Here is a 15,026-nt window from a genome sequence, read left to right on the forward strand (position 1 = left end):
TCCGTCCGCACCTCAGCGGACATCGCTCAACCTCCAGCCGGCCTCGGTTCTCACCACGAGAACCGAGGCCGGTTCGCTGTTTCCGTTGCGCGATGAGCCGGGCCGCAGGACGGCGTCGAACAACACCGTGTCGTCGAAGGCGTTCGTCTGTTCGCCCAGCTCCACGGCCACGGGGCGGGTCGCGAGGAGCGACGGGTCGGCGACGGCCGCGGCATCGTCGCGGGCGAGGGGCGACCCCGCTCGATCGACCCGGGTCAGGCAGTCGGCATCGAGACTCCGCAGGCACTCCTCGCGATGCGCGAGCAGGAGCCGCGTGGTCGACTCGACGTCGTCGTCCGCCGGCCCGCTCGGCGGGGGTGACGCCGACGGAGCACGGTCGCTCGGCCCGGGAGCCCGGTCGCCACCGGATGTCGCGTGCGCGCCGTCCGTCTCTTCGGCGCTCGACGCCGATCCGCTCGACGGACCGTCGCCCGCCTCGCCGTCGAGGGCTACGGCGGCGATCGCCACCGACGCCATGACCACTCCGGACGTCAGCCAGACGCGCGGGCGGACCTGGACGAGGGCCGCTCGCACCCGCGACTGCAGGGGCACGGTCGCGGTCTCCGCGTCGGCCGACGCACCGGAACGAGTGGCGCTCGGGTCACGGGCGGAGATCATTTGGGGAACGGTCGCGCCGACGTCGGGTCTCTCGACGGGCACAGCCTCCTCGAGACCGAACACCGCCTCGATCAGTTCGTCCGGCGAGGCCCCGGAAAGCAGGAGGCGCGAGACGAGACGGCGAGATGCCTCGTCGCCTCCCACGGTGACGTCGACGATCTCCCGGACGAGTCGGCGAGCCGCGTCGCCGACGGTCACCGGGGCGAGAGGAGACACGGCGACGATCGAGTCGGCGGGTCGGAGCGCCGTGAGGACCGGCGCGCCCCGGGCGTCGAAGAGGACGTTGTCCCACGTGATGCCCTCCGCCAGCGTCACCCCGGGGTGGAATCGCCGTCGCTCGAGATGCACGAGTGCGCGCAGGAGCGGGACGACGAGGGTCACCGCCTCGCCCGCCGTGATGACCTCGCGTTCCCGCACGAGGGCCTCGGCGGACAGCGGATCGAGGCGCGGGAGGACGAGGCCGAGGCCGGTCGGCGTCTCGGCGAGGTCGAGCAGGGGAACCAGGTGCGGGTGATCGAGCGAGGAGAGGATGGCCGCTTCGGACAGGGCCGAGCGCCTCTGCGCCGGGCCCCGGTGGATCTTGACGACCCGCGGCTCCTGCGCGGAGTCGGCCCACTCGTGCACGTCGGCGTGGGCTCCGGCGGCGAGGAGGGGACCCGTCTGCCGGGCCTGCGAGGTCGATGTCGTGGTCATGCGACGATGCTGCCGGATCGCCGCCCCACGGCGACGTTCTCGTCGACAGACCGTGGAGAACGGAGGGTTCGGCGCCCCCTGTGGAGGAGTCGCGACGGAGCGGGTTCGCCGAGGACTCCGGCACCGCCCCGGAGCCCGTATCCTAGTGACCATGGCACGCAGCAAGTCCGCGGAGAACACATCCTCCGCCCCAGCAAAAGAGCCCGGCCGTCTGAAGCAGATGTACCAGGTCTTCAACATGACCCGGCGCTACGACTCCATGGCGATCTGGTGGATGATCGCGGCGTTCGTCGTGCCCGTCCTCATCGGCATCGGGTTGGCGTTCGGCGTCTCCGGCGGCAATGTCCTGAGCTTCGTGCTCTACATCGTCGTGGGCGTCATGGCCGGCGTGCTCGTCTTCATGATCGTGCTCGGCCGACTCGCCGAGAGGGCGGCCTACTCGCAGATCGAGGGGCAGCCGGGCGCCGTGGGAGCCGTGTTCAAGAGCGGCCTCCGTCGTCAGTGGCGCGCCAACGAGATGCCCGTCGCCGTGAACGGCCGGAGCCAGGCGGCCGTCTACCGCGCCGTGGGTCGTCCCGGCGTCGTCCTCGTCACCGAGGGCACGCGCGGTCAGACGCAGAAGATCGTCGAGGAGGAGAAGCGCAAGGTCGCGCGGATCACTCCCGGAGTCCCGATCACGGTTCTCAGCGTGGGGCCGGAGGCCGAGTCGATCCCCCTGCACAAGCTCGCTCGTCGGATGAACCGCGTGAAGAACGCGATCGGGCGCAACGAGGTGCTCGCCGTCAGCAACCGGCTCGACTCGCTCGGGCAGAACAAGCTGCCGATCCCCAAGGGCGTCGACCCCATGCGTGTCCGCCCGGGGCGTCCGCGCTGATCGGAGCCCTCGATCGAGAGCCCGTCACCCTCGCGGGGTGGCGGGCTTCGTCGTTCCGCGGAGCCGTCACGCGCGGACGCGAGTCGCCGCGTCCGTCTCGCTCAGACGCGGACGAGGATCGTGCCGACGGCGCGATCGTGCAGCCCGCGCTGGTCCCGGTCGTAGATGACCGCCGGGATCACGATGCAGACCAGGAGGGTCCGCACGATGGGGCGCCAGACGCCGATCGTCCCGCCGAGAAGCGGAACGACGCGCATCCCCGTGAGCAGGTGGCCGATGCTGCCGCCGATCGTCACGAGGAAGACGATCTGCATGACGGCGAAGACCGCGAGCGTCGCCAACGACTGGTAGTGGAAGAAAGCGATGGAGATGACCACGGCGAGGGCCCAGTCGATCGCGAGGGCCCCGATCCTGCGACCGAGTCGACCCATCGATCGCGGCCCCGTCTCGGGCAGCCCGAGGTCGTGGCCCGGCCACGGTGTCGGCCTCCGCTCGGGAGGGAAGGAGTCGGATGACGCGTCGTTCGGCATGCCGTCGAGCCTACCGATCCGCCCACGCGTAACATGCGTGAAACATTGGCGTCACCAGGCAGAAACGGCCCCTCAATAGCCTCATGACTGGAGGCGTCCCGCTTTCGCCCACAGTTCCACGCCCATTGGAGAGACTTCGCGTATGTTCAAAGATTCTTCCGAGGTGCTGAAGTTCATCAAGGACACCGACGTCAAGTTCCTTGACATCCGGTTCACCGACCTTCCCGGTGTCCAGCAGCACTTCAACATCCCCGCATCCACGGTCGACGAGGAGTTCTTCTCGGTCGGTCAGCTCTTCGACGGCTCTTCGATCCGCGGCTTCGCGTCGATCCACGAGTCCGACATGCAGCTCATCCCCGACGTCACCACGGGCTACGTCGACCCGTTCCGGGCCGAGCGCACGCTCATCCTCGTCTTCGACATCTTCAACCCGCGCAACGGTGAGCTCTACTCCCGCGACCCGCGTCAGGTCGCCAAAAAGGCCGAGCGCTACCTCGCGTCGACGGGCATCGCCGACACTGCGTTCTTCGCGCCCGAGGCCGAGTTCTACGTCTTCGACGACGTCCGCTACGAGGTCAAGCAGAACAGCAGCTTCTACAGCGTCGACTCTGAAGAGGGCGCCTGGAACACCGGTCGCGTCGAGGAGGGCGGGAACCTCGCCAACAAGACGGCCTACAAGGGCGGCTACTTCCCCGTCTCCCCCGTCGACAAGACGGCCGATCTCCGCGACGACATCAGCCTCAAGCTGATCGAGTCGGGCCTCGAGCTCGAGCGCGCGCACCACGAGGTGGGCACCGGCGGCCAGCAGGAGATCAACTACCGCTTCGACACGATGGTGCATGCGGCCGACGACATCCTCAAGTTCAAGTACATCGTGAAGAACACGGCCGAGCTCTGGGGCAAGGTCGCGACGTTCATGCCGAAGCCGCTCTTCGGCGACAACGGGTCGGGCATGCACACGCACCAGTCGCTCTGGAACGACGGCACGCCGCTGTTCTACGACGAGAACGGCTACGGCGGGCTCTCCGACATCGCGCGCTGGTACATCGGCGGCCTGCTCAAGCACGCTCCCGCGGTGCTCGCCTTCACGAACCCGTCGATCAACTCGTACCACCGTCTGATCCCGGGCTTCGAGGCTCCCGTCAACCTGGTCTACTCGGCCGGTAACCGCTCGGCGGCCATCCGCATCCCGATCACGGGCACCAACCCGAAGGCCAAGCGCATCGAGTTCCGCGTTCCCGACGCCGCCTCGAACCCGTACCTGGCCTTCGCCGCGCAGCTCATGGCGGGCCTCGACGGGATCCAGAACCGCATCGAGCCGCACGAGCCCGTCGACAAGGACCTGTACGAGCTCCCGCCCGAGGAGGCGAAGAACATCCCCCAGGTTCCCGCATCCCTCGAGCACGCGCTGCAGGCGCTCGAGGCCGACCACGAGTTCCTGACCAAGGGCAACGTGTTCACCGAGGACCTCATCGAGACCTGGATCGCCTACAAGCGCGAGAAGGAACTGCTCCCCATGGCGCAGCGCCCTCACCCGTTCGAGTTCGAGATGTACTTCGGCGTCTAGTCCGTCGAGCCGCACCCCCGCTAAACCCTCGCGCTCGGCTGTCGCGGTGGTCCTAGGACCACCGCCGCGGCCGGGTGCGAGGGTTTAGCCGTGCCCGGGGCGCGGTCGGCGGCCCCTCCACAGGCGAGGTCGTGCGGCAGGTTGTGCACAGGGGGTGGAGCGGGGCGCCGCGGGGATCCCCGGAGCGGGCATCCTGCCCTCATGACCACCGCACCCGCCCTCGCCGTCCGCTCGTCCGACTTCATCGCCGCAGGTCTCGACGATCGGTCGCTCCGTCGCCTCCGTGAGCGGGGCCGCCTGGCGCGGGTCGTGCCGGGTGCGTACGTCGATGCCGACCTCTGGGGTCGCCTGAGCGACCGGGAGCGCTACGTCACCCGCGTCCACTCGACCGTGTCGCGTCTGCAGGGGCCGGTAGCGATCTCGCACTGGTCGGCGGCGGCGGTCTGGGGGTTCCCCGTTCCGGACGCCTGGCCGGAGTCGGTCCAGGTCGTCGATCCCCGCCGGGCGTCGAGCAATTCCATCCCGACCCTCCACCGTCGGCCGGGCATCCTGCCACCCGATGAGGTGGTCGACTGGGAGGGACTGCTCGTCACCACGCCGTCCCGGACGGCGGCCGACCTGGCGCTCATCAGCGGTTTCACCGATGCCGTCGTCGTCTTCGACCACTGCCTCTTCAAGGGTGTCCTCGATCCCGCGATCGTCCGCGGCCTCTTCGATCGCCGACGCACGGCACGACGGCGGCGCTCGGCGCTGGCCGCCCTCGATTTCTCCCGCGCAGGAGCCGCGTCGCCGGGCGAGTCGTTCAGTCGCGTCGCGCTGGCGTCGCGTGGTTTCCCCGAACCGGTGCTGCAGGCCCCCTTCGCCGACCACCGCGGCCCGATCGGCCTCGTGGATTTCTGGTGGCCGGAACGCGGCATCGTCGGCGAGTTCGACGGCGACGTCAAGTACACCGACCCGCGCTACACGCGCGGCAGGACCGCCGCCGAGGTCGTCACGGAGGAGAAGCGTCGTCAGGCCCGCCTCCGGGCGGTGCCTGAAGTGCGCGACGTGGTGCGGTGGGACTACTCCGTCGCGCGCGACCCGGATGAGCTGGCGCGGCGACTCCTCGCGGCGGGGTTGCCACGCGTAAACCCTCGCGCCCGGCTGCCGCGGTGGTCCTAGGACCACCGTGACGACCGAGCGCGAGGGTTTAGCGGGCGGGCGGCGAAGCGGGCGGCGAAGCCGACCGTCTACGGCGTGCCAGCGCGGGCTACGCGGGGAGAGCCGCCGACTCCAGGACGCGGCGCTGGCGCGGCACGACACGGCCGCCGAGCGGACGCACCTCCCAGCCGGCCGCCGACCAGACGCTGGCGTCCAGGGCGTTCCGCGCGTCGAGCACGACGGGATTCGCCGCGAGCTCGGCCAGGTGCTCCGGGTCGGCCGTGACGAAGATCTTCCACTCGGTGAGCAGGAGGACCACGTCCGCGTCCGTGACGGCCTCGTCGAGGGTGTCCGCGAACGAGAGCGTCGGGAAGCTGCGCTGCGCGGTGACCGAGGCCTCGGGGTCCATCACGAGGACCTGTGCGCCTCGCAGGTGGAGAGCCGCGGCCACGTTCAGAGCGGGCGAGTCGCGGACGTCGTCGGTGTCGGGCTTGAACGCCGCTCCGAGCACCGCGATCTTGCGGTTCAGCACGGAGCCGCCGCAGGCGTCGATGGCCTGGTCGATCACACGCTGTCGCTGCAGCATGTTGATCTCGTCGACCTCCTGCATGAGACCCACGACGCGTCCGGCACCGAGCTCGTTGGCCCGGTACATCAGGGCGCGGATGTCCTTGGGGAGGCAGCCTCCGCCGAAACCGAGTCCCGCGTTGAGGAACTTCCGACCGATCCGGTCGTCGTGGCCCAGCGCGTCGGCCAGGACCGACACGTCGGCTCCGGCGACCTCGCAGAGCTCGGAGATCGCGTTGATGAACGAGATCTTCGTGGCCAGGAACGCGTTCGCGCTCACCTTGACGAGTTCGGCGGTGGCGAGATCGCAGGAGATGACGGGCGTGCCCGTCGAGATCGGCTCGGCGTACACGGTGCGGAGAAGCGCCTCGCTCTTCGCGTCGGTGCCGCCGAAGACGATGCGATCCGGCCGGAGGGTGTCCTCCACGGCGTGAGCCTCGCGAAGGAACTCCGGGTTCCAAACGACCTGCGCCTCCACGCCCTCGGGCTTCGCCTCCGCGACCAGCTTGCGGAGGCGGGCGGCCGTGCCCACGGGCACCGTCGACTTCCCGACGATGAGACCGTCGTGGCTGAGCGCCTCGGCCACGGCCTTGGTGGCGGCTTCGACGTAGCTCAGGTTCGCGGAGTGGCTCCCGCGGCGCTGCGGCGTTCCGACGCAGATGAAGTGGACGTCGCTCGTGGCGACGGCGTCCGCCAGGTCGCTCGTGAAGCGCAGGCGACCGGAGGCGACGTGCTCGACGATCAGCTCGGGGAGACCGGGCTCGTAGAACGGGACGCGCCCGGCGCTCAGCGCCTCGACCTTCGTCGGGTCGGTGTCGACGCCGATGACGTCGAAGCCCATCTCCGCCATGGCGGCGGCGTGCGTCGCGCCGAGATACCCGGTCCCGATCACGCTGATGCGGGGCTTGAGCCCGGAGGCGGGGATGGTGGTCTCGTCCATCGGGTCGATGTCGTCGGCGGGCGAGGTGGGGATGGTCTTCTTGGGAGTGCTCACGGTGGTCTCCTGATGCTGGTGAGGCGGTGCGGAAAAGGGGTGGTGACGCGACTACTGGACGACGGGGCGGAGGCGGTAGCCGAGGTCCGTCCTGTCGATGCCGTCTTCGAAGGCCTTCGTCGACTGCTTGGTGGAGTTGATGCGCCAGTCGTTCGTGATGGTGCTCCCGTTGGAGGAGGTCGTCACGGCGAGGTTGAACCAGGAGAACCCGATGATGTCGGAGTTCGCAGGATCGGCGAGGCCCTCGAAGAAGCTCGTGATCCAGCCCGGCTTGATCGAGGCTCCTGCCGGTCCGACCTCTGCGGCACCGACCTCGGCCAGCATGATCTTCTTCGACGGGGCCACCTGGCGGAGCACGCCCAGGGTCTTGTCGAACGTCCCGGAGAAGGTGGTGACCTGCGTGTTCCCGGTGCTGGCGGGCCGCTCGTACCCGGACATCCCGACCCAGTCGACGTACTCGTCGCCCGGGTAGAGGTCAGCTGTGTACTCCGCGGTCTGGTGCGACGAGGTGAGGTTGTCGAGGCGGTTCGGCGCCCAGATCCAGGCGACGTACTTGTTGGCCCCCTCGGCGGCGAAGACGTCGTGGACGTGCTGCCACATCTTCACGAAGTCGCCCTTCGAGTTGCCGTTGATCGACTTCCCGTGACCGTCGTCCTCCGACCAGGGGTACCAGGTGGCGTTCATCTCCTGGTCGAGGCGGATGGCCAGGGGCTGGCCGTTGGCGACGATGTCGTCGGCGTACTTCGTGAGGTAGGCGTCGAAGTCGCCCTTGATGATGTTCGGCAGGGAGTACTTCGGCTGGTTCGCGGCGTTGTTGCTCGCCGTGATCGGCTGCGACTCCCACGTCATCATCGGCAGGTCGCCCTTGGCCCAGGAGGCCTGGACGGCCTCGGGACGGAAGTCCTGGTCCCAGCCCTGGAAGTAGCCGGAGACGTTGGGCTGCGACCCGACGTCGGTCGCCACCTGGTTGAACTCCGAGAAGCTGAACGGCGACTGCGCGGTGTAGAGACCGAAGTAACGGCTGGTGGGCGAGATGATCGAGGCCAACGACGGGGTCGCAGGAGTCACGGGTCCGACGGTGCCGCCTCCGCCGCTGTCGCCTCCCCCGGCGTCCCCCGAACCCGTCCCCGCGTCCGTGCCCGCTCCGGTGGAGTCGGCGCCGCCTCCGGCCGCCGCGGCGACCGAGGCGGGCGTCCCGCCGGCGGCCATGGCGGCTTTCAGCGACTTGACGGCCCCTTCGGCCTTCGACGCTCCGGCCTTCGCCGCGGAGAGCTGCGTCTCGAGCGCCTTGGCCTTGCCGAGAGCCGCGGCCAGCTGCGCCTTCTGCGAGGCGAGGGCCGCCGACTGACTCGACATCTCGGACTTCGTGGAGACGAGCTGGTCGAGCAGGTCGGCGCGGTCGTTCTTCAGGGTCATGTTGGTCTGCACCGGCTGGACGACGTCGCCGACGATCTTGCGCACGGGGTTGTCGGTGGGAGACATCCAGATCAGCCAGGTGATCAGGGCGAGGAGGACGACGATGGCCGTGGCTCCGAGGGTGGTTCGGCGGGCGTTCCGCTTGTCGGTGGACCACCAGGCTCCGCCGGAGCCGAGGGGGGTGATCATGGTCTCGCTGTACTCAGACAATGAAGAGCGCCTCCAGGACGATGATGGTTGCGCCGATGACGTAGGGCCACGCGGCTTTGGGGTTGAGGCGGCGTCGGGCGGGAACGGCGGGTGCCTGCGTCGCGACCGCCTGGCGGGAGCGCCTGCGGCTCTTGACGAGGACGGTCCCGGACTCCGGGTCGGCGGGCGTCCCGAAGTCGAAGAGCGTGTCGACGCCGAGCTCCGAGGGCGCCTCGGCGAACTGCGCCTCGAGGGCGTCGAGCGCGGTCGCGCCCTTCTCCTCGCGCTTCTCGACCTCCTGCGACACCTCCGCGGTCACGTCGCCGCCGGCGTAGGCACCCGCTCGGGTGCCCCATCCTGCGGAGTGACCCATGCGGAAGAAGCCGATGATGCGGATGGGCATGAGGAAGAACGTCGACACGATGATGAAGACGGGCAGGCGGATGAAGTCGCCCGGCTTCTCGGAGAGGTGGCGCATCTGACGGATCGCCATGCTGAGCACCGACGACACGACCATGAGGGCGACGATCCCGACGACACCGGCCCGGAAGCCGTACTCGTGGAGGATCCCGATGTAGAGGTTCGTGCCCTGGTGCGTGATGCCGTTGTAGATCCAGCCGCCGACGACCCCGAGGAGGACGAACGGCAGGATGATGTCCATCGCGAAGAAGAACGCCAGCATCGGCGCGTGGCCGAGCATCCAGGGCATCATGCGGAGCGTGTTGTACTGGCTGCCGCGAGCCCAGCGGAGCTGCTGCTTGAAGAGCTTCTTCACCTGCAGCGGAGCGTCCGTGTAGACGAGGCTGGTGTGCTGGTAGACGGTGCGGTAGCCCTCCTTCAGCGTGAGGTTCGTCAGCGTGCGGTCGTCGCTCACCTCGAGGAAGACGCCCATGAACTTCTCCGTCATGAACTTGTCCATGACGCGCACCAGGATCTCCCGGCGGAACGCGATCGTGCGGCCGGGGAGGCAGCCGATCTGCCCGAGGACGCTCTGGGCCGGCATCGAGTAGAGGGCGCGGCTGTTCTCCAGCCAGTCCGCCCAGCGGGTGATCCAGCTGCGCTCCGGCTCCAGGATCCGCTGCCTCGTGGTGACGCCGCCGACGCTGGCCTGCGCGAAGGGCTTGACGAGCTCCGAGAGGGTGCCGGGGGTCCAGACGGTGTCGCTGTCGACGAGGATCGTGATCTCGCCGCGCGAGAGCTCGGTGCCGATCATGACGGCGTTGCGCTTGCCGGGGATCGGCGTGTGGGTCCACCGGACCAGGGGTGCGAAGTCCTCGCAGATGGCCTGGAGCACCGGGTTGGGCTTGCCGTTGATGACGACGATGATCTCGTCGGGGCCCTGTTCGACCATGCGGCCGATGACGTCTCGGAAGAGGTCCTCCGGCTCGTCGACGACGGGGACGACGACGCTCGTCGTCCCGGTGAACGTCCCGGTGAAGGGGCGGTAGTTGCGGGAGATGACGACCTTGATGATCCAGAGGACCCAGATCATGATCGAGTACACGCTGAACAGGTAGACCTCGGGGTGGCCCTGGATCTCGTGCCGGATTTGGAGAATGAACGTTAACACGGTGTCGCCTCGCGAAAAGGGTGTGTGAGGTGGCTTCCGCGTCATTGGGGAATCGGGCGTTCGGGTGATTCACATTTGTAGTCGATGGGAATACCGCTCACAAGGCGAGAATCTGCCGCCGACCGGAACATACTGCGGGGTACGTCACGGGCGGTCGCGCGGTGTCGTGCGAAATGCCGACACGCATCGGCGGACTCACACGAGCGGGTCGCGACGGCTGGCCGGCCCGATGCGTTCTCGAGGCTCGATGCTCTGCAGGCGGACCGAAACACGGCCGTGATCAGCAACGGAGTCACGGCTCGGCGCCAGGCCGACGACCCTTGGAATCGGATGTGACCTCGATGCGGCCGCGGAGGGGCCGTGCGTGCCCGTCATCCGCCCGTAACTCCTGCGTCATCTGACGCGGGGTACACGTGCCCGAAACGGGGCACAATCCGCCGGATCGATTGAAGCCGCCGAACCAAAGCGTTCTCGGGCGTGTCGCGGACCGTCAGACGGTGGGTTCGGGCGACTTCTCGATGCCGTAGAAGCCGGCCTCGAAGACGTGTCGGGCCCGCCTCGTCGTGGCGAGGTAGTCCTCCTCGAGCTGCGTCGCCGAGCCCGGCGGGTACTCGAGGAGTCGGGCGACGGCCTCGAGCTGCCGCCGGTCGGCGGGCAGCAGGTCGCTCGTGCGGGAGGTCCAGAGCATCACGGCGGATCGGGCGCGGGAGGCGATGGTCCACGCGTCGCGCAGCTTCTCGGCATCCTGCGGTTCGACGAGCCCCGCTTCGGTGGCCGCCTCCAGGGCGCGCAGGGTCGACGGCGTGCGGAGTCCGGGCACGCGGGCGGCGTGCTGCAGCTGCAGGAGCTGGACGTACCACTCGACATCGCTGAGCGACCCGCGGCCGAGCTTCAGGTGCCGCGTCGGGTCGGCCCCCTTGGGCAGGCGCTCCGACTCGACGCGCGCCTTGATGCGCTTGACCTCGCGGACGTCCTGCTCGGAGAGTGCCTCCGGGTAGCGGACCGTGTCGGCCAGCGCCTCGAAGTCGCCGAGCAGGGCGGCGTCGCCCGCGGCACCCCGGGCCCGGAGGAGCGCCTGGGCCTCCCACGTCAGCGCCCAGCGGGCGTAGTACGCCGCATAGGCGTCGAGCGACCTCACGACGGGCCCGTTCTTGCCCTCGGGCCGGAGATCGGCGTCGAGGTCGAGAGGCACGAGCGGGTCGAGGGTGAAGCGGTGGAGGTCGGCGACGATCTGGGTGGCGCGCTGCTGCGCCGTCGTGTCGGCCGGATCCGCCGCCCGGTAGACGTAGAGGACGTCGGCGTCGGACCCGAAGCCGAGCTCCTGCCCGCCGTAGCGTCCGAGAGCGATGACGGCGAACTCGAGCCCCTCGGCGCGTCCGTCGCGCCGGGCCAGAGCCAGCGCGCCACCGATCGTGGCGCTCATGACGGCGGAGAGCCCGCGCCCGAGCTCGTCGACGGTGATGACGCCCACGATCGCTCCGAGGGCGATCCGCAGGATCTCGCGCCGCCGCGCCGACCGGATCACCTGCGCGGAGGCGGCCGGGTCGTCGTGCCGGGCCAGAGTCGCCCGCGTCTCCTCCCAGAGCGCCTCCTCGCTGCGCGGGCGGAGGTCGTCGTCGTCCTCCAACCAGGAGGCGGCCTCCGGGATGCGCTCGAGGAGGTCGGCGACGAAGCGCGAGCTCGACAGGACGGTCGTGAGTCGCTGCGCCGCCCCGGACGAGTCGCGCAGCATCCGGAGGAACCAGTACGACTCCCCCAGCCCGTCGCTGAGACGGCGGAAGGCGAGGAGGCCGAGGTCGGGATCGGTCCCGTCGGCGAACCACTGCAGCATCGCCGGCAGGAGGTGTCGCTGGATGGTCGCCCGGCGCGAGACGCCGCTCGACATGGCCTTGATGTGCGCGAGCGCGCCGCGCGGGTCGCGGAACCCGATCGCCGTGAGGCGGGCGACGGCGGAGTCGGTCGTGAGCGCCAGCTCCTGCTCGGGCCGCCGGGCGACGGCCGACAGCAGCGGACGGTAGAAGAGTCGCTCGTGGAGGCTGCGGACACGCCGCTTGATGGCGTGCCAGTGCGACTGCAGGCCGTCCGCGGACGTCGCCAGCCCGGTCGACCGCGCGAGGATCCGCAGCTCCTGCTCGCCCGTCGGCATGAGGTGCGTCCGCCGCATCCGGAACAGCTGGATCCGGTGCTCCAGCAGGCGGAGCTCCCGGTAGTCGCGGTCGAACTCTGCCGCCTCGACGCGGCCCACGTACCCCTCGGCGACGAGGGCTCCGAGCGCGCCCAGCGTGGACCGCTGGCGGATGGCCGTGTCGGCCTGCCCGTGGACGAGCTGGAGCAGCTGGATGGTGAACTCGATGTCGCGGAGACCGCCGGGGCCGAGCTTCAGTTGCACGCCGACCTGCTCGGCGGGGATGTGGGCGGTCACCCGCTCGCGCATCTTCTGGACCGACTCGACGAAGTTCTCGGTCGACGCGACCGACCAGACCAGGGGGCTGAGCCTCTCGACGTACTCGCGTCCCAGGGCGAGGTCGCCGGCGATCGGCCGGGCCTTGAGCAGCGCCTGGAACTCCCACGGCTTCGCCCAGCGCTCGTAGTAGGCGAGGTGCGACGAGAGGGTGCGGACCAGGGCGCCGTTCTTCCCCTCCGGGCGGAGGTTGGCGTCGACCTCCCAGAGCGGCTCCTCGGGGGCGAGGTCGGACAGCGTGCGCGTCGTGGCGATCGCCAGCTTCGTGGCGATCTCGACGGCACGCGCAGGATCGAGGTCGTCGCCGTCGGCCACGAAGATGACGTCGACGTCGCTGATGTAGTTCAGCTCACGGGCCCCCGTCTTGCCCATCGCGATGATCGCGAGCCGGGTCCGGCGGATCTCGTCGGCGTCGAATGCCACCTCGCGGCGTGCCACGTCGAGGGCGGCCTCCAACGCGGCGCCCGCGAGGTCGGCCAGGGCGGCCGCCACGACGTCGAGGCCGGCGACGGGGTCGTAGAGGGAGAGATCGAAGGCGGCGAGGCAGACGAGGCACTCCCGGTAGGCGACGCGGAGGGCCGTCCGGGCGTCGTCGCCCGTCAGACCCTCGACGGCGTGGAGCAGGTCGCGCTCGTAGTCGTCCTGGTGCGGGACGGTCCAGATCTTCTTCCGGAGGCACCGCAGCGCCTCGGGCCGGCGAGCGAGGAACGAGGCCAGGCCGTCGGATGCGCCGAGGACGGCCATGAGGCGGTCGCCGGGCCGCTCGTCCGTCCGCGTGGCGCTGGGGTCGGAAGCGGACCGCAGGAGCTCGCCGACCGCCTCCGGCGCCCGGTCGAGGAGCCGCTCGAACCGGACGAGCGCGCCGTCGGGATCGGCGCTCTGCCCCAGAGCGCCGAGATAGTCGGCGAGGAGCGGCTCGCGCTCGGTCAGCGCGTCGAGGAGATCACGGCTGGCGCGGAGGTCGGCGAAGCCGAACCGCGCCAGATCGGTGAGAGCCGTCGCTCCTCGTGGCATGGTCTCCCGCTAGAGCATCTCGAGGTTGGACTGAAGCTCGAAGGGCGTGACCTGCGCGCGGTAGGCCTTCCACTCCTGACGCTTGTTCTTGAGCACGTAGTTGAAGACGTGCTCGCCGAGCGTCTCGGCGACGAGCTCGCTGTCCTCCATGAGGGAGAGGGCGTGGTCGAGGCTCGCGGGGAGCTGGCTGTAGCCGAGAGCGCGCCGCTCGGCGTCGCTGAGGCTCCAGACGTTGTCCTCGGCCTCCGCGGGGAGCTCGTAGCCCTCCTCGATGCCCTTGAGGCCCGCCGCCAGGAGGAGCGAGAAGGCGAGGTAGGGGTTCGCGGCCGAGTCGATGGCGCGGTACTCGACGCGGCTCGACTGCCCCTTGTTCGGCTTGTAGAGCGGGACACGGACGAGAGCCGAGCGGTTGTTGTGGCCCCAGGTGACGAAGCTCGGAGCCTCGTCGCCGCCCCAGAGCCGCTTGTAGCTGTTGACGAACTGGTTCGTGACGGCCGTGATCTCGGGCGCGTGGCGGAGCAGCCCCGCGATGAACTGACGGCCGATCTTGGAGAGCTGGTATTCGGCTCCGGCCTCGTAGAACGCGTTCGCGTCGCCCTCGAAGAGCGAGAGGTGCGTGTGCATTCCCGAGCCGGGCTGGCCCTGGAGCGGCTTCGGCATGAACGTGGCGTAGACGCCCTGCTCGATCGCGACCTCTTTCACCACCGTGCGGAAGGTCATGATGTTGTCGGCCATCGTCAGCGCGTCGGCGTAGCGGAGGTCGATCTCGTTCTGGCCGGGGCCGGCCTCGTGGTGGCTGAACTCGACGGAGATGCCGAGGTCCTCGAGCATCCGCACCGACCGGCGTCGGAAGTCGTGAGCGGTGCCGCCGGGGACGTTGTCGAAGTAGCCGGCGGTGTCGACCGGCTGCGGGCCCTCGGGGCCGAACTTCGACGACTTGAGCAGGTAGAACTCGACCTCGGGGTGCGTGTAGAAGGTGAAGCCGCGGTCGCCGGCCCGGGCGAGCGTGCGCTTGAGCACGTTCCGCGGGTCGGCCACGCCGGGGAGGCCGTCGGGCGTCGCGATGTCGCAGAACATCCGGGCTGTGGGGTCGTCGGTTCCGCGCCACGGGAGGATCTGGAAGGTCGTGGGGTCAGGATGCACGAGCACGTCGGCCTCGAACGACCGCGTGAGGCCCTCGATCGCCGACCCGTCGATGCCGACGCCCTCCGCGAAGGCCCCCTCGACCTCGGCCGGCGCGATGGCGACCGACTTGAGGGTGCCGATGACGTCCGTGAACCAGAGTCGGATGAACTTGATGCCTCGCTCTTCGATCGTGCGAAGAACGAAGTCGGTCTGCTTGTCCATTCAGGCC

The 15,026-nt window shown here is 69.6% G+C and carries 10 protein-coding genes; 3 read left to right on the top strand and 7 right to left on the bottom strand.

Features of this window, described 5'->3' with window-relative positions; translation table 11 throughout:
• Positions 1 to 12: 12 nt before the first annotated feature.
• Positions 13 to 1,350, bottom strand: coding sequence for a protein kinase family protein (locus AS850_RS07905; protein WP_119868618.1), 1,338 nt, complete (start codon positions 1,348 to 1,350; stop codon positions 13 to 15).
• 151 nt (positions 1,351 to 1,501) lie between these two features.
• Here AS850_RS07905 and AS850_RS07910 point away from each other — a divergent pair, with 151 nt between their 5' ends.
• Positions 1,502 to 2,224: a DUF4191 domain-containing protein gene (locus AS850_RS07910; RefSeq protein ID WP_119870210.1), complete on the top strand. Its 723-nt coding sequence runs from the start codon at positions 1,502 to 1,504 to the stop codon at positions 2,222 to 2,224.
• 101 nt (positions 2,225 to 2,325) lie between these two features.
• Here AS850_RS07910 and AS850_RS07915 read toward each other — a convergent pair whose 3' ends face one another.
• Positions 2,326 to 2,754, bottom strand: coding sequence for an RDD family protein (locus AS850_RS07915; protein WP_119868619.1), 429 nt, complete (start codon positions 2,752 to 2,754; stop codon positions 2,326 to 2,328).
• Positions 2,755 to 2,896: 142 nt separating this feature from the next.
• On the opposite strand from AS850_RS07915, the gene glnA reads away from it, so the two are divergent.
• Together glnA and AS850_RS07925 are read left to right on the top strand one after the other, a co-directional pair.
• Positions 2,897 to 4,321 carry a type I glutamate--ammonia ligase gene (gene glnA / locus AS850_RS07920; protein WP_119868620.1) on the top strand — a complete coding sequence of 475 codons (1,425 nt, stop codon included), beginning with the start codon at positions 2,897 to 2,899 and terminating at the stop codon, positions 4,319 to 4,321.
• A 201-nt stretch (positions 4,322 to 4,522) separates the two neighbouring features.
• On the top strand, positions 4,523 to 5,482 hold the full coding sequence (locus AS850_RS07925; RefSeq protein WP_119868621.1) for a type IV toxin-antitoxin system AbiEi family antitoxin domain-containing protein: 960 nt from the start codon (positions 4,523 to 4,525) through the stop codon (positions 5,480 to 5,482).
• 88 nt (positions 5,483 to 5,570) lie between these two features.
• Here the strand turns inward: AS850_RS07925 and AS850_RS07930 are convergent, their stop codons facing one another.
• The 5 genes from AS850_RS07930 to AS850_RS07950 all read right to left on the bottom strand — a co-directional run bounded on the left by AS850_RS07930 (position 5,571) and on the right by AS850_RS07950 (position 15,019).
• On the bottom strand, positions 5,571 to 6,968 hold the full coding sequence (locus AS850_RS07930) for a UDP-glucose dehydrogenase family protein (protein ID WP_119870211.1): 1,398 nt from the start codon (positions 6,966 to 6,968) through the stop codon (positions 5,571 to 5,573).
• 105 nt (positions 6,969 to 7,073) lie between these two features.
• Positions 7,074 to 8,627 carry a glycoside hydrolase family 26 protein gene (locus AS850_RS07935; RefSeq protein ID WP_119868622.1) on the bottom strand — a complete coding sequence of 518 codons (1,554 nt, stop codon included), beginning with the start codon at positions 8,625 to 8,627 and terminating at the stop codon, positions 7,074 to 7,076.
• A 13-nt stretch (positions 8,628 to 8,640) separates the two neighbouring features.
• A complete protein-coding gene (locus AS850_RS07940; protein WP_119868623.1) occupies positions 8,641 to 10,197 on the bottom strand; it encodes a glycosyltransferase in 1,557 nt (518 codons plus the stop codon).
• Positions 10,198 to 10,687: 490 nt separating this feature from the next.
• Positions 10,688 to 13,672, bottom strand: a complete 2,985-nt coding sequence (locus AS850_RS07945; RefSeq protein ID WP_119868624.1) for a bifunctional [glutamine synthetase] adenylyltransferase/[glutamine synthetase]-adenylyl-L-tyrosine phosphorylase — start codon at positions 13,670 to 13,672, stop codon at positions 10,688 to 10,690.
• 9 nt (positions 13,673 to 13,681) lie between these two features.
• A complete protein-coding gene (locus AS850_RS07950) occupies positions 13,682 to 15,019 on the bottom strand; it encodes a glutamine synthetase family protein (RefSeq protein WP_119868625.1) in 1,338 nt (445 codons plus the stop codon).
• Between the last annotated feature and the right edge of the window lie 7 nt (positions 15,020 to 15,026).

Source organism: Frondihabitans sp. 762G35 (assembly GCF_002074055.1).
In the GTDB taxonomy this organism is placed as follows: Bacteria; Actinomycetota; Actinomycetes; order Actinomycetales; family Microbacteriaceae; genus Frondihabitans.